The following is a 19,647-nucleotide window of genomic DNA, read 5'->3' on the forward strand; positions in this document are numbered from 1 at the left end:
CAGATTACAATACGATTATTTGATTACCGACACCCTGACAAGGCGAATGATAATGCCATTTTTCACCTCTCATAGAATGGTATTCTTGATAAAATTCTGCATCACGGTCGGCTTTGCAATCACTTAATCGATACTGATACTCCACCCATAAACCACGAAGATTCTTTAAGGGGAAGCGTCCATATTGTGTGTACAATGTGTCTACCAAACCATTTTGACTATTATCCAATAAAGGAAAAACAGCAAAGCGCTCTAAGCCATTCCATAGCTCTAACGACTTACCGCTTTCTTCTGGTGTGCGCCATAAGGCACTCCAGCCATCTTTACCTTCTGCGATATACCAATAAAAACCATCTTCACTTTGAATAACGCCTGACTGACCAATAGCTGCATCATCCTCAAGTTTAATCTGGCTTTTACTAGCAGAGTCGCTAAAAACATGCCCAGAATAATTTGACTCGCAAGATGAAAAAGTCGTTCTATCACCCGCTTTCCAATGGCAGGCCATGGTCGTTTCCATGGGATTATTTCGAACTGTTACTGAACTGCGACACAAGCCGTAATCAGCGCCCTGTAGCCAGTCTGAGTTTTTATCGATGCGTCGCGTCGCCAAACGAATCGGTGGTGACATGCCCGATTCAATCGTCAAATATAACGACTCGTCTATCGTGCAACTGGCAGGCAAAAGACGTGACCACTGTGCCTTCAGATGTGCATCAATAGCCGCTTTGATAGTGTGTTGATCCTGATAAGTTTGAGCCAAAAGGTGACGCTCCTGCATGCGAGCAATCGCCATTACTAAAAAGGGTAAAAACAAAGCAATCAAACCACACACCACCAGCAATTCGATCAATAAGCTGCCTTTCAAATAACGTCGCTGATTCATCGTGAGCCCTCTTCACTCAATGTGAGAATTGTTGACTCAAACAGAAAATGCTGTGAGGCATGAAACCAATTTTTAAGCTCATTGCCAGTACATTTTTGACAATCGGGATACTCTTCGTGGGGCGAGTTCTGGCCATCTAGCCAAGTCAAAGATCCCGTCAGCTGTGCCATAGCGGCTTGTTTTTGTTGATTCTCATGAAGTTTTCTATGTTCTTCTGCTTGCTGAATCGATTGCCATTGCACTTCGCTCTGACGCTGTACAACATGCAGCACCACGGCAAATAACGCCAAACAAAGAATCACCTCGAGCATAATCCAGCCCCTTGACCTCGGCTTAGACAATCGCAGCATTAAACGTTGTTTACTCATCCGCAATACCCACCACCGTTCCTTGTGAAGAGGAATAAGAGTCTAGTGAATCAACACCTCGCGGATCAGTGAGATAAAAACGTCCACTTTGATTGAGTATTAACGCCGCTTGCCAAGCCCCCAAACAAAACTCAAAGGTGCCATTTTGGTAACCCGATAAACCGTTAGATCGAAACTCTATCTGCTGCTTTTTAACTGGAAAGCCACTCCACGACACTGCCAATAAAGGCTCAAAGATAATCTGCCGATAGCGTTTTTTAGCTCCGCTATTAGGCTCAATTTGATAAAGTGTAAATCCTGAAGACCAAACTCCGTCGCAATTCAAGCCACCACATACAAAACTGGTTTGGCCGCTAATTACCGCCAATTGCCGAGCCTGCGTGAGCGCATCTGCTAAGCGCTTTATTTCATTTTTTAGGGTGTTTTTATCTTTAGTTTTTTGGCTGACACTAAGAAAATGCGCTGAGCCTGCGTGAGCTAATATGCTCAAAATAGCTAGAACACAGAGTAGTTCCAGCAGAGAAAAGCCGTATTGACGGTTCATTGAAAACCTCCTTGTTTTACTTTCTATATCACTAAATGCAACAGAATAGACATCCTTGCCTATTCCGTTATCTTAACCCATTTGATTATACGGTCGTAAACCATTTGTTAATGTGATTCGCAATTTGTCTTGGCTTTTGAAATGGCAATGAATGATCACAGGCGCTCATGGTTTTATGTTGCCAAGCGGCATTTTGTTCACTCAACAAATCATAGTGCTGGCGCAAGGCTTCATGACTTAATTCACCAGAGAACAAAAACACTTGCTCAGACGCATCTATCATCGTCTGACGAATATGCGGCTCGTTCGCCATTAGAGCAACATAATCAGTCACCGCATCCAATGCATAAGCAAAACCAAAAGGTCGATGAGCAAGCCGCGATTGCGTGGTGGCTTCCGCAACAGGATGCTTGCGTCGATTCGGCGACACACCATCCATAAAACTTGCTACGCCAAGTTCCACATCACCCGTATCTCGAATCAATTTCGATGCATGACGATACTTTTGACGCACATCCATCAAGGTAGATAAATCTTCACGATCCAATGACGCAGGTTCCAACAAAGCCATTTTGACTTTCTTTTTGCCCTGCAAACTACGCTGATAATTTAGGTTCAGCGCCACCAAGCCACCTAGTGAATAAGCAACTAGGTCAAAATCATCCCATTTTACATGGGCCAATAAAGCTTCGACTTCGTCGGTCAATTCGGTAACCGACACAGCCCCCTCTTCACCATGATGATGAAAAGAATCGCCCATGCCTTTTAGATCGGGCACCAGCATCCAACGCCATCGGGTAAAATACGGCAACATCGGAGAATAAGTGATCTCCCCAGCAACGCCGGCACCATGTAGCAACAAACAAACTCGGTCGCTTTGCGCTTCTGGGTTCTCGTAAAGACGGTACGCGATACGCGCTTTGGGTAAAGAAAGAAAAAAAATGTCAGACACTTGTAATTAACCTGTGAGGACCCTTATTAAAAGAATACAATGCTTGCACTTACTCGTACTATACACACAAACGTATATTAGAGACCTTTGCACGATGTTACGAGCGAAAACAAGACGAGGCAAAAATAGACGAGAAAGCAGACACCTACATGGATGTAGGTGTTAAAGCGACGCAGGATGCCAAAGCCGAGTTTATAGGTTATAAATGAGCATTTCGAGTCTATTTTTAACAAAGTATTGGCAAGCGCAGTAGTCGTGCAAAGGTCTCTATTACTAGGTATTGATAAAAAATGTCATCAATCAAACACGTAAATCTCCCGTATCAGGCGTCATTACTGTCTTTCTTTTCTGCTGTGCGAGACTTACCTTATCCCGCTTTACTCGACAGTAATCACGAACATTTCCCTGACACAAATTACGACATTTTAGTCGCTAACCCGCTTGCTCGCATCCATCCAGTTCAAAATAACCAGCCGATCACTTGGTACAGCAAACCACTTTATGAGCTAAGCAATACTGACAACCCAATGACCTTGTTGAATGAATTAATGAGCCTTATTTGCCAAGAACCTTGGGCGAAATCTGCTCCGAAAGATTTACCTTTTGTTGGCGGTTTACTGGGCTATTACGGTTACGAAAGTGGGCATTTTGTTGAACAATTACCCGATACAGTAAAACATGATATCAAGCTAGAAACTTTGAGTATTGGTCTTTATGGCTGGGCAGTAATTACTTGCCATAAGACAAAAAACACCCAATTGATTACCTCACCTTGGTGTTCTTCTGAAGACGTTGCCGATCTTATCAACCGCTTTACCAGTGCGTGTGATGATGTGTTGGTAAAACACGATTTAAATGAAGCAAGACCTTTTCGTTTACAAGCACCTTTTACTTCGAACATGACAGAAGCCGACTACGCGCAAAAATTTTCTGCTGTTCAAGACTACATTCAGTCGGGTGATTGTTATCAGGTCAATTTGGCGCAGCGTTTTTCCACTCGTTACAAAGGCGACACTTTCACGGCATATCACACATTAAGAGACGTTTGCCCGACACCATTTTCGGCTTATATGGAATTTTCGCCAGAGCAAAGTTTGCTAAGTCATTCACCTGAACGCTTCCTCTTATGTGATCAAGGCCGAGTAGAATCCAAACCAATCAAAGGCACTGTAGCACGCGGCAAAACACCTGAAGAAGACAAGGCCAACGCAGATTGGTTACTTGCATCAGCAAAAGATCGTGCCGAAAACCTGATGATTGTCGATTTGCTGCGCAACGACCTAGGTCGAACCTGTTTAACTGGCAGCATCAAGGTGCCAAAGCTGTTTGCTTTAGAGAGTTATGCCAACGTACATCATTTGGTTTCCACGGTAGAAGGTAGGATTGATCAAGCAGATCAAGCGATTCGTGTTTTCCATCAAAGCTTCCCAGGCGGCTCCATTACTGGCGCACCTAAAATTCGCTCTATGGAAATTATCGATGAGCTAGAACCTCATGAACGTTCAGCCTATTGTGGTTCTATCGCTTACTTCAGTGCGAATGGTCAAATGGATTCCAGCATTACGATTCGCACATTGGTCGCAGATCATGGCAACTTGCACTGTTGGGCAGGCGGTGGACTGGTCGCGGATTCGAAATGCCAAGAAGAATACCAAGAAACCTTTACCAAAGTGGGCAAGTTAACCCATACTCTAGAACAAGACTTTTTGAAATAGGCCGTATCATGTCTGACATAGAGCAGTTTTTAAATGCTCCTCCCATTGACCTGAGCTTGGATGATATTCGCGCTGCATTAGACAGAGAACCTTATGCGCAACAAATCCATAACCCAGACGAGAAAATGTTTCCCAGTGGTTATGATTTAAACTATCGATCTGCTGCCGTACTCATCCCTATTTGGAAAGAGCCAGAAAATGGCGAGCTGTATGTACTTCTAACCCAACGTGCGCTTCATATGCGTAATCATCCGGGACAAATAGCCTTCCCCGGTGGCAAACATGACCCAGACGATGCCAGCATCCAATACACAGCACTACGTGAAACATTAGAAGAAGTTGGTCTATCACCTGATTGTTTCGATCTATTAGGAGAACTTGGCGAGTATTGCACCATCTCGGGCTATTGCATAAAACCCATCGTCGCCGAAATGACGCGTAGAAGCGAATTAAGCCTGTGTGAAGAAGAAGTAAAATCTGTCCATTGGGTGCCTTTGCGTTACTTGCTCACGCCACAAAATTACCGTTTTAAAAAGAAAGTGCTCGATACAACGTCTCGTGGTTATTTTGAAATTGACTACGAAGATATCCGTATTTGGGGTGTTACTGCAGGCATTCTCTACGGGCTTTATCAAACACTGGCCAGACACATACGTTAATGGTTTTAGCCTTTTCTCTCTTTACACTTTATTAAGTATTATAAGGATAGTTTTCTTTCGTCTTTTATTTCATTGGCACAAATTGATAAGGTACAACCAACGTAACTTAGAACACGGTAAACTTTCCTATGCCAGCATTTGATTTAGCGTCTTTTACTACCAACAACAAAGAAGACGAAGCTCAAAAAATCATCCATAACGCGATGAAGGAATTTGACAACATTGCCATCTCTTTTAGTGGTGCAGAAGATGTTGTTTTAATTGACATGGCAGTCAAAGCAAAAAAAGACATTCAGGTATTTTCTCTGGACACAGGTCGACTACACCCTGAGACATATCGCTTTATCGAACAAGTCCGTAAGCACTATAAAATCAACATTGACCTACTTTCCCCTGATCGTGAAACACTCGAAAACTTCACCCGAGAAAAAGGCTTGTTTAGCTTTTTTGAAGATGGCCACAAAGAATGCTGCAGCATTCGTAAGGTACAGCCACTTAAACGTAAGCTTGCTACTCTAGATGCATGGATAACCGGGCAACGCAAAGACCAAAGCCCAGGCACACGTAACGTTTTAGCCTTTGCAGAAAAAGACAGCGCATTTAGTACAGATGAAAAAGATCTATTTAAATTCAATCCATTGGCGAACTGGTCTTCAGAAGACGTTTGGAACTACATCAAGATGTTTGATGTTCCCTACAATGAATTACATTTGAAAGGTTTTACCAGCATCGGCTGCGAGCCTTGTACTCGTCCAATTTTACCGAATCAGCATGAACGTGAAGGTCGTTGGTGGTGGGAAGAATCAGAGCACAAAGAATGTGGGCTACACATTGGTAACTTAATACCAACCGCTCAACAATAAGCTCCGCTTTCGGTTTAGAAACACTTAAATTATGAACGTTTAAAATTAAAAGTGCCCGATACCATCAGGCACTTTTAATTGCTTTAAACATTTCATCTGATTTACCTTCAAAATGGCTTTGTTCTAAATGACTTTGCCATGATGTAATAAAATCTTGATAGCATGCTTCAAGCTCTGTTATGTGTTGCAATAAAACTTCTCCTGCTGGCGTCATATCCGTCGTTCGACCATGTCGAATCAACAAAGGCTCGCCTAGCTCCCGCTCTAATTTTTGAATATGTTGGCTAACCGCAGGCTGAGTTAACCCCAGCAGCTTCGCAGTTTTCGTAAAACTCCCTGTTTCAACCAAAGCCTTAAAGGTAATAAGATGTTGTGTATTAAGCATAAAGATTCCTTATAGTAGATTCCATTATGCCCAATGCTAATTTTACGAACATTGACCTATATCGTGTTTTCATGAAAGACTCAAAGTTATTAACCTAAGTGGATTAAGAGCATGACAACTGCACAAGACACAATGCTACCTTGGCACGAAAGACAATCCGGTCATAAAAAATCCCGCGACAACGATTACCGCACACCTTACCAGCGCGACCGAGCCAGAATCATCCACAGCGCAGCATTTCGTCGCTTGCAATCCAAAACTCAAATTCTCGCTATCCGACAAAACGACTACAGCCGTACACGCTTAACACATTCCTTAGAAGTCGCCCAAATTGGCAACGGCATTGTTCATCAACTTAAATTCAGTTCACCTGCCGATGCCGACTTTCAGCCTTGGCTCGCGGACGATGCTTTAATTGAAACCATTTGCCTAAGTCATGATATTGGCCACCCACCCTTTGGCCACGGCGGAGAAGTCGCCCTTAACTACATGATGCAAACTCATGGCGGCTTTGAAGGTAATGCGCAATCACTAAGAATCCTAGGAAAACGCGGTTCCTACTCACCTATCTATGGTATGGACGTCACCCGCCGTACGTTATTAGGAATTTTAAAATACCCCGTTTTACACACTAGCGTGGTCGGCAAATACCCAGAAAAACCAGCAAACTTCCGCCAATTCAAAGCCTCTAACTGGGCGCCACCAAAATGCGTCTACCAAGAAGAACAAGATTTACTAAACTGGATCATCGAACCCTTTAGCCAAACCGACAAAAGCTTATTACAAGAAGTAAACCAAACTGATCCTGACAGCCACGCCAAAGCCAAACACGCCAGCTTTGACACCAGCATAATGGATCTCGCCGACGACATCGCCTATGGCGTTCACGACCTAGAAGACGCCATCGTCCTCGGCATGGTCACCAAAGACATGTGGCTAGAACACCTAGAACCAAAACTCGCCGCCTTGGCGTCACCCTTTTTAGCTGAAAACCTAAACGACATTCGCACCCAACTGTTCAGCCGTCAAAGCCACCTTCGTAAAGAAGCCATTGGCAGCTTAGTCAGCTGGTTCATCACCTCTTGTCGAGTCATTGAAAAAGCCCAATTTGAACACCCATTACTGCGTTTTCAAGTGGGCTTGCCCGAAGGCCAACGTCAAGCCTTAAACTTGTTAAAACAATTTGAAATGCAACACATCATCCAACGCCCAGAAGTGCAAATGCTCGTCTACAAAGGCCAGCAAATGTTGTTGGAAATGTTTGAAGCCTACTCCGCCGATCCGAGCCGATTACTGCCAAGAGAAATCGCCAACGAATGGCAAAAAAGCCAAGATCGAGGAGAAAGCGGACTTCGCATCATCTGCGACTACATGGCCTCCATGACCGACGACTACGCCAGCCGCATGTACAATAAGTTGTTTGTTCCGAGCTTGGGCTCGGTGTTTGAGCCAATGTAGTTGAGTTTAATTACAATTAGATTTGGAGCCAAAGGGATATTTGGCTCCGTTCAAACGCTTTGAATTCCTAAGCTTTTTTCCGCCCTGCTGGGCGTGTTACTTTTATCCAGATCCACAAAAGTAACCAAAAGGTCTCTTTAAGATCTTTAATGCCTGATTTTTGTCATCGAAGAATAGCTTTACCGACGCTCTAGGGCAGTAAGGCATAGATTGTTGTTGATATTGGTAGGAAGGATATTTTTAACTGACCCTGAAACTCCATAAAGTCGCGCAACTTCGTCGCGTCGAACAGACCTTCTTCGGTCTGCAGTGATGGAAAACAAAGACGTAGGGCGACATGAGGGAGGCACGACCGCTTTCTGTAATATAAGAGTGCCGATGAAAGCGAAGCTTTCATGCTCTAGAGTAGGTCGCGGCTTTGCCCGACGCGGAATTTAAACTCCATTCAAACGCTTTGTATTCCCGACCTTTTTTCCGCTCTGCTGAGCGGGTAACTTTTGTCCAGATCCACAAAAGTAACCAAAAGGTCTCTTTATCGGGCTTTCGCCCAAACGTCTTATTCATATTGTTTAACATCACGTCTAGCAACACGATTTTTATCGTAAGGCATAGATTGAGCTTATTGTTCGAGAGAGTCCTTCCGTTAATGACTCTGAAACTCCATAAAGTCGCGCAACTCTGTTGCGTCGAACTGGCTTCTTCGAGGTTGCAAATGCGGAAGACAATATCACGACAACATGCCTCGGGTGACGGAGACACGTCATTCCCGCGAAGGCGGGAATCAATTTCTTATGCTACTCAAAAGTTGGACTGAGAAGTTTCAGTACAGAAAGTGGCAGGCATATTTAACACCGACTGCCCCTGCGTAACGTTCCAGAACAACGTTTTGCACTGGGGTAACTCAACGGGTCAAACATCACTTCGCCATTTTGAAAGCTATCTTTATAAATACAGAGTATTGCTTCAACAAATTTCGGATTAATTTTTTGTAAATGCAGAGGAAGATCTTGAATATTTAAACTCTCCTTAGAAGTATCTAAATTTAAATTTCTTGCTCCTTTTAATGTACCGGCATGGAGATATATTTTTGTAGGTTCCAGACTGAAATAAGTTCCTAAACGTAAAGCCGCATCATAAACATAAAGTTTTCCAACTCCATGAATAGGTAACAAATTCTTTTTTAAACATTCATATAGTGATTCAAAGTCCTTTATATTATCGAACGACATTTTTTTTAAAACCCTATGACTCTCATCACATGTTTGTTTTGTTATTCGATATTGATGGGGAAATTTTTTTTCGTCTTTTCCATTACAATATGCCACTCTAGATAGCACATTACTAAAACTACTTGGCGGCTTAAAATCAGCTAATTCAGATTCTAAATTTAACTGATGCTGAGTTTTGTAATGTTCGATTATTTTTTCTAGCATAATGATCTTATATATTTGATATTCATAAAATTTTCAGGAACGATGTTAATTTTTTTACTATATTTAGTTTTTCATCTAACCACAAACTTATAACTGACTTCTTCGTGATTTCAGGTGCTGTAAGGTGACGCCTACTAATTACTAAGTCCCTTTCCCTTTTGTCTTCTTCAAAGGTAAGACGGAGGGTGGGGTTAGTCTCTTCTTTGGGTACTATTCAAATACATTATCTCTTCACCATATCCATGAGCATCATAGTTCACAGACAATTCGTTCATAAAACCGTGAAGATAAGAAGCTTGGCGAATGGACACATTTTGGTTTCCCGATAGTTGTTGAATTAGTCCGCCAACTGAGAAATGACGCTCCATGGAAGGAAAAACTAATTCGATAGGAAACCGTGGATTACAAACAACATTGCTTCTAATCTGCGAGCCGTAGTAACAAATCGCTTTTTTAACAGCAGTGATGGACTCATCATCAGAAACATTCCAGATAGCTGAGGCGCCAACACTAAAGCCAATCAATAACACTTCGTCTTGTTGCTCCAGCAAGACTCGCTTCAATTTATCAGTGTAGGAACCCAAACCGACATTCTCAGAAAAATACGCATAAGCAGCCTCTTCGTTTTTAAAATTCATAAACTCTGAATCATATGGATCTAAAATTAACGCGTCTTCGCTTATCTCTGCGGTAAAACGCTCAAGGGCTTCGGTTCTGCCAAAAATGTCTGAGAGCACGATGGTTTTCATTGATGTATCCAGTGGTATTTCTGCGTAAAGTTTGTCTGACAATATAACCTAGTTAAGGGTAACCTACATTTTTGTTTAATGCCTGTGATACGTAATTAACTAGAGAAATCGCCTTTAAACTATTAAGCTTGCTTCCGTAATCTAGTGATTCGCCATGCAATACCATATGCCTATTAAGAAGATTAAACCCTTTTTCACTTTATTCCAGTTTTCTGTCGTCCAGAAGGACAGCCTACCTTAAAAATGAAAGCTTCGCTTTCAACCGGCACATTACGCTACGCTAATGATGCCCTACGTTATGGTTTTACACGATTAGCTACGAAGAAGTCAGTTCGACGCGACGAAGTTGCGCGACTTTATGGAGTTTCAGAGTCATTAACAGACAAAGTCTCTCGAACAGAAAAAACCAATCTATGCCTCACGATAAAAATCGTGTTGCTAATCCAGAATTAAACAACGTGAATGAGACGTTTGGGCGATAGCCCGATAAAGCGAATTTTTGGTTACTTTTTGGGCGCTTGCAAAAAGTTACCCGCTCAGCAGAGCGGAATAAAGGCTGGGAATACAAAGCGTTTGAGTAGAACCAGATAAATTAAAAAAGCGGCTTCGACGCGACGAAGTTGCGCGACTTTATGGAGTTTCAGGGTCAGTGTTTGAAGGTTTATCTCCCACCAAATAAACAATCTATGCCTTACGATAAAAATCGTGTTGCTAAACGCAACATTAAACAACGTGAATGAGACATTTGGGCGATAGCCCGATAAAGCGACCTTTTGGTTACTTTTGTGTCGCTAGACAAAAGTTACCCGCTCAGCAGAGCGGAATAAAGGTTGGGAATACAAAGCTGTTGAATGGAACCAAATAAATTAAAAAAGCGGCTTCGACGCGACGAAGTTGCGCGACTTTATGGAGTTTCAGAGTCATTAACAGACAAAGTCTCTCGAACAGAAAAGCCAATCTATGCCTTACGATAAAAATCGTTTTGCCAAACCAGTATTTAACAATATGAAGGAGACGTATGGGCGATAGCCCGATAAAGCGAATTTTTGGTTACTTTTTGGGCGCTTGCAAAAAGTTACCCGCTCAGCAGAGCGGAAAAAAGGTTGGGAATACAAAGCGTTTGAATGGAAGCAAATAAGCTAAAAAAGCGGCTTCGACGCGACGAAGTTGCGCGACTTTATGGAGTTTCAGGGTCAGTTAAAAATACCTTTTCTAACATCCTAAAAAACAATCTATGCCTTACGATAAAAATCGTGTTGCTAATCCAGAATTAAACAACGTGAATGAGACGTTTGGGCGAAAGCCCGATAGAGAGACCTTTTGGTTACTTTTGTGGATCTGGACAAAAGTTACCCGCTCAGCAGAGCGGAATAAAGGTCGGGGATACAAAGCGTTTGAATGGAACATGAATTCCGCGTCGGGCTGAAGCCGCGACCTACAATGAAAGCTTCGCTTTCTTCGATGAAAGAAATCAGGCATTAAAGACCTTAAAGCGAATTTTTGGTTACTTTTTGGGCGCTTGCAAAAAGTTGCCCGCTCAGCAGAGCGGAAAAAAGGTGAGGAATACAAAGCGTTTGAACGGAAGCAAATAAAGAACACCTTAAACAAAGTATTCTTCATTAATAAGTTCAGAGATTACTGATAAGCGACCGCTCTTGCTGCAATATCACTTTGTTGGTTATGCATTTTCTTCAATCCTTTCAGGTTGATCAATAGCATCGGCAGTACAATTAAAACAAAGGCGATGTTGGATAAAGGAACAGCCAGCCAAACACCGTCTATGCCGAGGTACTTTGGCAAAACGAATAGAAACGGAATCTGGATCAAGATATTACCAACCGAAACAAATAATGCTTGGGAACTTTTACCAACAGCGACGAAATAAATGGACGCCATAAATAAGAAGCCATCTAAAAACAATGCCATTAGGTGAAGACGAATGCCATTTTTACTTGCGGCAACTAGAGCACTGTCTCCTGAGGCAAAGGCGCTGATAAAGAATTCTGGAAACAGATTCAGCAGTATAATCAGTGCGATACCAGATCCGACGGTAACGGAAAACGCCAGTTTTACTGTCTTGATAATGCGATTGTATTGTTTAGCCCCTAAATAATAACTCACTGGTGGCTGTAGACCGCTTACCAGCCCCTCGGCAAAGAAGTAATAACAGCTTGCTAGGTAGCCAACAATCGCAAAGGCCGCAAGTTGTGTGGTGTTGCCATAGGTCATAAATTGCAGATTATGGAACGCCATAACAAAGCTAAAATAGATAAACATCACTAAGTTGGATGATCCTAGCTGCACGATACGAATAGCAATGGCTTTATCAAGCTGCTTGAGCGCCAGTTTAGTTTTCGCTTTGGATGATGTGAAATAGCGTAAACACAATATACAGGTAATGGATTGAGCAATTAAGGTGGCGATAGCCGCTCCTCTCAGCCCCATATCAAGGTAACCTAAAAAGATATAATCCAAGACTATGTTAGTTAAAGCCCCAGCCACAATAAACACGGTGGCGCGGTTTGGGCTGTCATCATTTCGCACAAGCATCGGCATGGCACTGGCACCAATAGAAATGAGCGCACCAAATGACATGGTCTGCACATAACTCCAGCTCAGCTCTAGCGTCACACCTGTTGCGCCTTGCAAATTCAGCAACGTTTGTCCAAAAGCGATAAAAACAACGGTAGCTAATAAGCCAATCAAAATGATCAAACACAATGACGTGACCAAGGTTGCCTGAGTTGCTGGCAGGTTGTTCTCACCTCGATAGTTAGACAAGACACTGCCTCCGCCCATTCCTACCAGCAAACCAAAGCCCATGATCAAGCCCAATAAGGGAATCGCCATATTGATTCCAGCCAATCCGTCAGCACCAACAAAGTGACCAACGAAAAAACCATCAATAATCTGATACAGACCACTAACTAACATAGCAACAATGGAAGGAATGGCAAAACGCCAAAACGTACCAGCGACGGATTGTAACGGTTGAACCTGTGGAGCGGCTTGCATAACTTAAATATCCAGAAGGTAAAAAAACACAGGCATAATATATAAAATTGAGATATAAGAAAGTTAGTTACCATCCGTTTAATGGATGGATTAGGCAATATCCTATACCGCAAGAGCAACCATTTTATGAGCAAAGAAATGAACTGGACATTGGATCAGTTACTGGCTTTTGTTACCGCCGCAGAGTTGGGATCTTTTTCAGCAGCAGCAAGACAATTACAAAAGGCACAATCACGTATTAGTAGCGCCATCTCTAATTTAGAATTGGATTTAGGGTTTGAGTTATTTGATCGCAGCTCTAAATTCCCCGTATTAACACCTTTAGGTAAAGAAATGCTTCCCGAGGCTCGAGCCGTGCTTAATCAGTGCTTGCGTCTAGACTCTCGTGCTTTATCAGCAGCGAACAAAGAACCCATTTCATTACGCATCGCGCTAGATGAAGCCTTGCCATTGGAAACCATCCACTCTATTTTTTCTCAAGTTGGCGATTTATTTCCTAACACGCATTTAGTTATTACCAATGGGTCACAAGACGACATCGCCATAGCCATTGCTAATCAAAAAGCTGACATTGGTTTTATGATTAGCAACAGTGCTTTGCCACCAAAGTTAACTTTGCAGTCTTTGGGATATTTTAAAAAAATCCTGATTGTCGGTAAAAAGCACCCTCTTGCTAAAGAAAATATATTGAGTCTTGCGCAACTACAGCAATACCGTCAATTCGTACTATGCAATCGTTCAGGAGAAAACCGCGAAAATGCCCTAAGCCCAGATCATTGGGATTTAGACAGTTATTATCTGATTTGTGAATTGGTAACGCAGAATCAAGGTTGGGCCATCGTACCTGAGCATATTGCCAAGGCACATTGGTTTTTTGAGCAAATAAAAATCGCCAAAAGTGACTTTTTAACGGATCAATTAATTGAAATAGGTATAGTGAAACGACTCGACAGCCCAAGTAATAAATTGACAGATTGGATCACTGAACAGATGCGCCACTTAACGGATAATCACTCTATTTAGATAATAAAAGCTTTTCAGCCAAGGTGTCTGGCAGCCCCCAGCTGTAGATGAATTCTTTTGTTTGGTTGCCACAAGGTGTATGCCAATAAGAAGAGCCGATATTTTTAGCGCCAAGGGCTTCATAGAATCCAATGGCTTTGGCATTAGACTCTAAAACTTCTAAATATAAGTCTGTGTTTTTATAATGAGCCGCAGCCCAAGATACCACAGCGGCGAGTAATTGACGGCCAGTACCTTTGCCTTTATTACCCGATTTTACATGTAGGTTATCGATGATAGTGCCGAAAGTTGGATGATTATCGCCAAACGCACAAATGAAGCCGCATATATGGTCATCTATCTCAGCGACTAACACCAACTGGTTGGTTAAAGGGTTGTTTAGTCGAGATGTCCATACTGCTTGCCTATCAGTAAATACAATTTTTTCAAGGTACTCTTCAGACAAGACATCACGGTAATTGTCACGCCAACTTTGGGCATGTAGGTTTGCAATACTGGACAGATCGTCTAAACACGCTTTTCGAATGATCATATTTTCATTCAGTTCCTATCAATCGTACTGATATTGATCACTAGAAAAACTCTCTTCCAAGAATAAACACGTCTTCTTTAATCTGTTCATTCTGAGCAATATTCGGCAGCAATCCCCATTGATCAAATCCTTGGCGTTTGAAGAAGCCTTGGCTTTCGAGGTTGCTGGCATAGATGTAGGCAACGAGATGGGTGAAACCAAGTTCTGGTCGGTTCGTTTCTAGGTATTGAAATAACTGTGTGCCAATGCCTTTCCCCTGCCTGTTTGGTAATACATAGAAGCTGACCTCACAAGCAGTATCAAAAGCGGGTAAGCCATAAAAAGGTTCAACGGAGCACCAAGCAATCACATTGCCCTGTTCTTCTAGGACTAACATGGGATGGTTATCAGTGACGCTTTCTAGCCAGTCCATGACATCGATCAAACCAATATGATCTTGTCGATGGCCTGTGCTGGCAAAAAGGTCGCAGTGCTGAAAGATGTCTAATATCGCAGGGGCATCGTCTAATACCGCTAGACGAATTTCCCTGCTGTGACTAAGTGGCATTGCCGCGTTAGCCTTGTTCAAGCAAACGACGTAGGTCGATAATCGCGGTATTTGCACGTGCGATATAAGAAGCCATCACCAAAGAATGGTTCGCCAATACCCCAAATCCGCTGCCATTTAAAATAAACGGAGACCATACATTGGCTTGGGTCGCTTCTAGTTCACGAATAATTTGACGCAAGCTAACCAGTGCATTTTTGTCCTGTAAAGTGAAGATAAAATCCACTTCTACCGCACGTAACATGTGGATCAGTGCCCAGCTAGTGCCACGAGCCTCATAAAAAACATCATCTACTTTAGACCAAGGTGTTCGCACGTAACGGGTATTTTCGTCTGACTCCAACTGTGGTTTGTCTTCAATTACGCTTGCTGATAGACGCTGAGACAAGCTACCAAGACGAGTACTGACATCTGATAACCAGTCTGAAAGGTTGTCGGCGCGAGCATAGAATTGCGCCTTGTTGTTAGTCTGTCCCGCCAAACGATCGAGGTATTCCATTAGCTCTTTGTTACCACGGCGGTATTCGCTTTCACTGGATGGCAAAGCCCAACTTTTATTATCAAAGTTGAATTGTGGCTCAGCTATTTTTAAGTTTACATCTTCGGTTGATTGAGATTGAGAACGGCTAAACTCTTTTCGGAAGGCTCTTGCTAGATCACGAGACTGAACCAATACACCAAACTCCCACGCAGGCATGTTATCCATAAAAACACCTGGCGGCATAATGTCATTACTAATAAAACCGCCTGGTTTATCTAATAATGTTTCCACGATGGTGTGCAATGTGCTTGCGGTTGTGTAGCCAACAACAAGTTTTTTACTATTGTTTAAATAACCACGTTCTGTAGCCTTTTCTTTTGCGGTAGCAACCACATCAAATTGATCTGGTTCACTGCTCCAATACATGCCTAAAAAACTAAGTAACACAGCGGCAATAAATACAGCAACCGCAGCGACTTTACCGATACTTGAGAAATTAAAGCTTGGCTTTAAACCTTGTAATTTATTCGCTAACCACGACATTATTGACCTACCTTAATTTTGTTGTAATTCGACCATGTAATCAGCACGATGATATATCATCGCACGCACACGAAATTCGGGAACACGGCTATTAATGATTTGATAAATCAAACGCGCTTCTTTGTCATTTGGCCAATAAATAGCGATGGGGCGATCCGCTGTTGCCACTTCATCTATAATAGGCTGAATCTTTGCGATTATCTCTTCTTCACTCAAACTAAAAAGCGTTTCTGGCAGTAAAAACTGCCCCTCTTTTAGCACTTTTGGTTCTTTCGCCTCTGGCTTTATTTTTGAAATCTTAGCAGCCTGCTCTCGCTTCGCTTTCAAATCACTAACACGCGACGCCATTTCTACGATGGCAGGATCTTCAGGATTAACAGAACGTGCTGAATCTAAATATTTTGCGGCCTTCTTATAATCACCGTTTCTAGCTGCTTGCCATGCCCATTGCGTATAAACATCAACAATGGCCGTAATGCCTTGAATGGCACGAAAATTACCAGGATCACGTCCTAGTGCAGCCTGAAAATACAAGTTAGCATTGTCGTCTACTGGCGTTAAAAATCTCTCTGCAGCTAAAGCTATTTCACCCTGCTCAATCAATCGCTGCGTTAATTGTTCAAAAGCCGTTGGAGCTTTGGCAGCTTTAGGTTGCTGTTTTTTTATCGTCACAGGCTTTTCAATATCAACTGATTTATTAACAGAAGACGTAGCCGCTATAGCTTGGGGGCCTTCCGCTTCTTGTAATGGCTGGCTTTTCTCTGTTGACTTCACATTTTCCTGACAGCCTGTCAGGAAAGCTACAACAATTAGAAAAGAAACTAGGTTTTTACTCAATTTGCCCCCTTGTGATTGGCAACTTAAAGGTGGATTGGTAGTCTACACCTTCTAACTAGCGTGATGAAATATGGATTTACAATTTACACAATACGCTCAATTTGATTGAAGATATTTATGCGCCTACTCGTTCTACTGTTTTTACTAATGTTTCAAAGCGTTTCTCACGCCTTCACTTTTGGCCCCACATCAAGACTTTCAGAACCAGATTTTTTAACTGTAGACCAAGCTTTCCAACTATCCGTCTCGGCTCCTAAAGACGGAAAATTAATGGCAACATGGCAGATTCATGATGGCTACTATTTATATCAAGAACAATTCGCCTTGTCTGGTGATGCAGCAGATAAACTGCATTTTTCGCCTTTTCCTGCCGGTGAAATTAAACAGGATCCTTATTATGGTGAAGTAACGGTTTATCGCGAGCAATTAACTCTGCCCATTTATTACGACATCAAACTGGCAGCAGGCACTCAAGTTAATGCAGTGCTATCTTATCAAGGCTGTGCCGATAAAGGCTTATGTTACGCTCCACAGAAAATGCCGATTCAATTTACGGTTCCCGCACTGTTATCGTCGACAGAAAAACTGGCACAGACAGAGAAACATCTAACAGCATCTCAACCTAAAACGGAAAGCCCTTCACCTTCCAGCGCAATGCTTGCACCTTCCGAAGCGCAGTCTGTAAGTCAGTTGCTTAGAAGTAACAATACTTGGGCAGCTTTCATTGCCGTCTTTGGCTTGGGATTGCTTTTATCACTAACGCCTTGCGTACTGCCTATGGTGCCCATCGTCAGTGCTATTGTGATTGGCACTCGTAACTCAAAATTAGGCGCATTTTATTACAGTTTTGTTTACGTACTGGCCATGGCATTGACCTATGCGCTTATTGGTGGATTGGTAGGTATTTTTGGCACTCAGCTCAATCTGCAAGCTCAGTTACAAAACCCTATTTTATTAATTAGCAGTGCAATCCTCTTTGCCTTGCTCGCTCTAGCAATGTTTGGCGTCTATGAAATAAGACTGCCAAGTTCATGGCAACAACGTCTTCAAGTGTCGACTAAATCAACAGGCTCAGCTTGGACATCAACCTCGAGTATTTTTATCGCTGGGGTTTTATCTACACTCATCGTCTCCCCATGCGTCTCTGCGCCGCTTGCTGGCGCCTTACTTTATATAAGCAGCCAAGGTAATGCGTGGTATGGCGCGACAATGCTGTTTGTCATGGCACTCGGTATGGGAGTTCCACTATTACTAGTTGGCCTTTTTGGGCCTAAAGTCTTACCAAAAAGCGGAGAATGGTTGCACGATATTAAAGTGCTCATGGGTTTTGGGTTACTCGCTATGGCGATCTGGATGGTTACTCGTTGGTTACCAATCAACAGCCACTTGTATCTATGGAGTACTCTTGCATTGGCAATAAGCGGCTATTTTATTCATCGAGCTTATAAAATCGCCTCGCATCCTATTCGCTGGTTTTTTGCCTTAACTTTTTTCCTTATCGGCAGTGTTGAGTTTATTGGCGGCGCAACAGGTAGCAGCAGTCCACTACAACCCTTGAAAAAATTATCTGCACCCTCAACAACACTAGAGGAGAAAGTAATATTTGACGCCACAATCACGAACTTAGACGAACTTGATAGAATTATAGCTAATCAAGACTCTCGCCCTATTATGTTAGACCTTTATGCTGATTGGTGTGTTAGCTGCAGAATATTAGAAGACATGTTTGCTTCGCCTGATGTATTACCGCTACTCAATAAGGTTCAATTAATTCGAGTTGATGTCACGGCAAATTCAGCGGAGAACCAAGCATTAATGCAGAAGTTCAACTTATTTGGGCCGCCTTCACTGATATTTTTAGACAATAAAGGCGAAGAACGCAAAGCATTAACTTTGATGGGCGAGCCAACCAAATCTTTGCTAATTGATCGCTTAAATCATGCAATTAACTAATAACTTTTATAAAAAAGCACAAGAGTTTACTTTTGATCAAAAACAAACCACACAGAACATTTTTCGGTTTTTTTAACGCAAAACTGGACAATATCCCGCTTTTTATCGATAATTTCGCGTTACAAGCTTTTACAATTCGTTTTTTTATAAAAGCCCTGTTTGTTGGATAACGCAAGCAGTACACAGATTTTATAATAGTCAGTGGATAACATAACCACTGAAACACCAACACAGACAGAAGAGAGTATTTATGGACATTCGTAAAATCAAAAAGCTAATCGAACTTTTAGAAGAATCTAACGTCTATGAGATTGAAATCAAAGAAGGCGAAGAAGCTGTTCGTATTAGCCGTGGTGGTGCTCCAGTTCAAGCACCTATGATGGCCGCTCCAATGATGGCAGCACCTGCTGCTGCACCAGTCGCTTCTACTGCCGCTCCTGAAGCACCAGCAGCTTTCGCTGGTCACACTGTTAATTCTCCAATGGTCGGTACTTACTACAAGTCTTCTGCCCCTGGTGCTAAGCCTTTCATCGAAGTAGGCCAAAAAGTTAACGCTGGCGATACTATCTGTATCGTTGAAGCAATGAAAATGATGAACCAAATTGAAGCAGATAAATCTGGTACAATTGGCGCTATCCTTGTTGAAGACGGCGAGCCAGTTGAATTTGACCAGCCTCTTATTACTATCATTTAATCCAACGCAA

The 19,647-nt window shown here is 42.5% G+C and carries 19 protein-coding genes; 7 read left to right on the forward strand and 12 right to left on the reverse strand.

Annotation, left to right across the window (positions count from 1 at the left end; all coding sequences use genetic code 11):
* Nucleotides 1–4: 4 nt before the first annotated feature.
* The 4 genes from B6N13_RS04490 to B6N13_RS04505 form a co-directional block, all read right to left on the reverse strand.
* Entirely contained in the window at nt 5–886 is an 882-nt protein-coding gene (locus B6N13_RS04490; protein ID WP_169458620.1) for a hypothetical protein, read from the reverse strand.
* Nucleotides 883–1,197, reverse strand: coding sequence for a hypothetical protein (locus tag B6N13_RS04495; protein ID WP_048814062.1), 315 nt, complete (start codon nt 1,195–1,197; stop codon nt 883–885). The genes B6N13_RS04490 and B6N13_RS04495 overlap by 4 nt, the downstream gene beginning before the upstream one ends.
* A gap of 49 nt (nt 1,198–1,246) precedes the next feature.
* Entirely contained in the window at nt 1,247–1,798 is a 552-nt protein-coding gene (locus B6N13_RS04500; RefSeq protein ID WP_169458621.1) for a GspH/FimT family pseudopilin, read from the reverse strand.
* A gap of 85 nt (nt 1,799–1,883) precedes the next feature.
* Nucleotides 1,884–2,750 (reverse strand): alpha/beta hydrolase, encoded by an 867-nt coding sequence (locus B6N13_RS04505; RefSeq protein ID WP_169458622.1) that lies wholly within the window; start codon nt 2,748–2,750, stop codon nt 1,884–1,886.
* Between the two features lie 290 nt (nt 2,751–3,040).
* Between B6N13_RS04505 and pabB the strand changes: the two genes are divergently transcribed.
* The 3 genes from pabB to B6N13_RS04520 all read left to right on the forward strand — a co-directional run bounded on the left by pabB (nt 3,041) and on the right by B6N13_RS04520 (nt 5,987).
* The gene (gene pabB / locus B6N13_RS04510) at nt 3,041–4,465 is read left to right on the forward strand and encodes an aminodeoxychorismate synthase component I (protein ID WP_169458623.1); all 1,425 of its coding nucleotides are present in this window, start codon (nt 3,041–3,043) and stop codon (nt 4,463–4,465) included.
* A gap of 8 nt (nt 4,466–4,473) precedes the next feature.
* Entirely contained in the window at nt 4,474–5,124 is a 651-nt protein-coding gene (locus tag B6N13_RS04515) for a CoA pyrophosphatase (protein WP_012070652.1), read from the forward strand.
* A 128-nt stretch (nt 5,125–5,252) separates the two neighbouring features.
* Entirely contained in the window at nt 5,253–5,987 is a 735-nt protein-coding gene (locus B6N13_RS04520; RefSeq protein ID WP_012070653.1) for a phosphoadenylyl-sulfate reductase, read from the forward strand.
* A 64-nt stretch (nt 5,988–6,051) separates the two neighbouring features.
* Here the strand turns inward: B6N13_RS04520 and B6N13_RS04525 are convergent, their stop codons facing one another.
* The gene (locus B6N13_RS04525) at nt 6,052–6,372 is read right to left on the reverse strand and encodes a LysR family transcriptional regulator (RefSeq protein ID WP_012070654.1); all 321 of its coding nucleotides are present in this window, start codon (nt 6,370–6,372) and stop codon (nt 6,052–6,054) included.
* Between the two features lie 111 nt (nt 6,373–6,483).
* Between B6N13_RS04525 and B6N13_RS04530 the strand changes: the two genes are divergently transcribed.
* Nucleotides 6,484–7,830, forward strand: coding sequence for an anti-phage deoxyguanosine triphosphatase (locus B6N13_RS04530; RefSeq protein ID WP_012070655.1), 1,347 nt, complete (start codon nt 6,484–6,486; stop codon nt 7,828–7,830).
* 845 nt (nt 7,831–8,675) lie between these two features.
* Here B6N13_RS04530 and B6N13_RS04535 read toward each other — a convergent pair.
* The 3 genes from B6N13_RS04535 to B6N13_RS04545 all read right to left on the reverse strand — a co-directional run bounded on the left by B6N13_RS04535 (nt 8,676) and on the right by B6N13_RS04545 (nt 13,027).
* Nucleotides 8,676–9,263, reverse strand: coding sequence for a hypothetical protein (locus B6N13_RS04535; protein ID WP_169458624.1), 588 nt, complete (start codon nt 9,261–9,263; stop codon nt 8,676–8,678).
* 191 nt (nt 9,264–9,454) lie between these two features.
* On the reverse strand, nt 9,455–10,012 hold the full coding sequence (locus tag B6N13_RS04540) for a hypothetical protein (protein ID WP_169458625.1): 558 nt from the start codon (nt 10,010–10,012) through the stop codon (nt 9,455–9,457).
* Nucleotides 10,013–11,647: 1,635 nt separating this feature from the next.
* Complete coding sequence (locus B6N13_RS04545; protein WP_169458626.1) at nt 11,648–13,027, reverse strand: MATE family efflux transporter; 1,380 nt, start codon at nt 13,025–13,027, stop codon at nt 11,648–11,650.
* 126 nt (nt 13,028–13,153) lie between these two features.
* Here B6N13_RS04545 and B6N13_RS04550 point away from each other — a divergent pair, with 126 nt between their 5' ends.
* Nucleotides 13,154–14,050 carry a LysR family transcriptional regulator gene (locus tag B6N13_RS04550; RefSeq protein WP_248280224.1) on the forward strand — a complete coding sequence of 299 codons (897 nt, stop codon included), beginning with the start codon at nt 13,154–13,156 and terminating at the stop codon, nt 14,048–14,050.
* Here B6N13_RS04550 and B6N13_RS04555 read toward each other — a convergent pair.
* The 4 genes from B6N13_RS04555 to B6N13_RS04570 are packed head-to-tail and all read right to left on the reverse strand — an operon-like array spanning nt 14,043 to nt 16,990.
* On the reverse strand, nt 14,043–14,582 hold the full coding sequence (locus B6N13_RS04555) for a GNAT family N-acetyltransferase (protein WP_100187488.1): 540 nt from the start codon (nt 14,580–14,582) through the stop codon (nt 14,043–14,045). The two genes, B6N13_RS04550 and B6N13_RS04555, sit on opposite strands and share 8 nt — an antisense overlap.
* A 40-nt stretch (nt 14,583–14,622) precedes the next feature.
* Nucleotides 14,623–15,129 carry a GNAT family N-acetyltransferase gene (locus tag B6N13_RS04560; protein ID WP_100187489.1) on the reverse strand — a complete coding sequence of 169 codons (507 nt, stop codon included), beginning with the start codon at nt 15,127–15,129 and terminating at the stop codon, nt 14,623–14,625.
* 7 nt (nt 15,130–15,136) lie between these two features.
* Nucleotides 15,137–16,153, reverse strand: a complete 1,017-nt coding sequence (locus tag B6N13_RS04565; RefSeq protein ID WP_012070660.1) for a DUF2333 family protein — start codon at nt 16,151–16,153, stop codon at nt 15,137–15,139.
* 12 nt (nt 16,154–16,165) lie between these two features.
* The gene (locus tag B6N13_RS04570; RefSeq protein ID WP_169458627.1) at nt 16,166–16,990 is read right to left on the reverse strand and encodes a hypothetical protein; all 825 of its coding nucleotides are present in this window, start codon (nt 16,988–16,990) and stop codon (nt 16,166–16,168) included.
* Nucleotides 16,991–17,107: 117 nt separating this feature from the next.
* Between B6N13_RS04570 and dsbD the strand changes: the two genes are divergently transcribed.
* On the forward strand, nt 17,108–18,943 hold the full coding sequence (gene dsbD, locus B6N13_RS04575; RefSeq protein WP_169458628.1) for a protein-disulfide reductase DsbD: 1,836 nt from the start codon (nt 17,108–17,110) through the stop codon (nt 18,941–18,943).
* 250 nt (nt 18,944–19,193) lie between these two features.
* Entirely contained in the window at nt 19,194–19,637 is a 444-nt protein-coding gene (gene accB / locus B6N13_RS04580; RefSeq protein ID WP_012070663.1) for an acetyl-CoA carboxylase biotin carboxyl carrier protein, read from the forward strand.
* The last annotated feature ends 10 nt before the right edge of the window (nt 19,638–19,647 follow it).

Origin of the sequence: Marinomonas sp. UCMA 3892 (genome assembly GCF_012726345.1) — a bacterium.
Classification (GTDB): domain Bacteria; phylum Pseudomonadota; class Gammaproteobacteria; order Pseudomonadales; family Marinomonadaceae; genus Marinomonas.

Bases quoted from the DNA above. Each gene is read 5' to 3' on its own strand.
- B6N13_RS04555 (WP_100187488.1), bottom strand. From the start codon at position 14,582: ATGATCATTCGAAAAGCGTGTTTAGACGATCTGTCCAGTATTGCAAAC.
- B6N13_RS04535 (WP_169458624.1), bottom strand. From the start codon at position 9,263: ATGCTAGAAAAAATAATCGAACATTACAAAACTCAGCATCAGTTAAAT.
- B6N13_RS04530 (WP_012070655.1), top strand. From the start codon at position 6,484: ATGACAACTGCACAAGACACAATGCTACCTTGGCACGAAAGACAATCC.
- B6N13_RS04520 (WP_012070653.1), top strand. From the start codon at position 5,253: ATGCCAGCATTTGATTTAGCGTCTTTTACTACCAACAACAAAGAAGAC.
- B6N13_RS04560 (WP_100187489.1), bottom strand. From the start codon at position 15,129: ATGCCACTTAGTCACAGCAGGGAAATTCGTCTAGCGGTATTAGACGAT.
- dsbD (WP_169458628.1), top strand. From the start codon at position 17,108: ATGCGCCTACTCGTTCTACTGTTTTTACTAATGTTTCAAAGCGTTTCT.
- B6N13_RS04550 (WP_248280224.1), top strand. From the start codon at position 13,154: ATGAGCAAAGAAATGAACTGGACATTGGATCAGTTACTGGCTTTTGTT.
- B6N13_RS04525 (WP_012070654.1), bottom strand. From the start codon at position 6,372: ATGCTTAATACACAACATCTTATTACCTTTAAGGCTTTGGTTGAAACA.
- B6N13_RS04515 (WP_012070652.1), top strand. From the start codon at position 4,474: ATGTCTGACATAGAGCAGTTTTTAAATGCTCCTCCCATTGACCTGAGC.
- pabB (WP_169458623.1), top strand. From the start codon at position 3,041: ATGTCATCAATCAAACACGTAAATCTCCCGTATCAGGCGTCATTACTG.
- B6N13_RS04545 (WP_169458626.1), bottom strand. From the start codon at position 13,027: ATGCAAGCCGCTCCACAGGTTCAACCGTTACAATCCGTCGCTGGTACG.
- B6N13_RS04500 (WP_169458621.1), bottom strand. From the start codon at position 1,798: ATGAACCGTCAATACGGCTTTTCTCTGCTGGAACTACTCTGTGTTCTA.
- B6N13_RS04565 (WP_012070660.1), bottom strand. From the start codon at position 16,153: ATGTCGTGGTTAGCGAATAAATTACAAGGTTTAAAGCCAAGCTTTAAT.
- B6N13_RS04495 (WP_048814062.1), bottom strand. From the start codon at position 1,197: ATGCTCGAGGTGATTCTTTGTTTGGCGTTATTTGCCGTGGTGCTGCAT.
- B6N13_RS04540 (WP_169458625.1), bottom strand. From the start codon at position 10,012: ATGAAAACCATCGTGCTCTCAGACATTTTTGGCAGAACCGAAGCCCTT.
- B6N13_RS04490 (WP_169458620.1), bottom strand. From the start codon at position 886: ATGAATCAGCGACGTTATTTGAAAGGCAGCTTATTGATCGAATTGCTG.
- accB (WP_012070663.1), top strand. From the start codon at position 19,194: ATGGACATTCGTAAAATCAAAAAGCTAATCGAACTTTTAGAAGAATCT.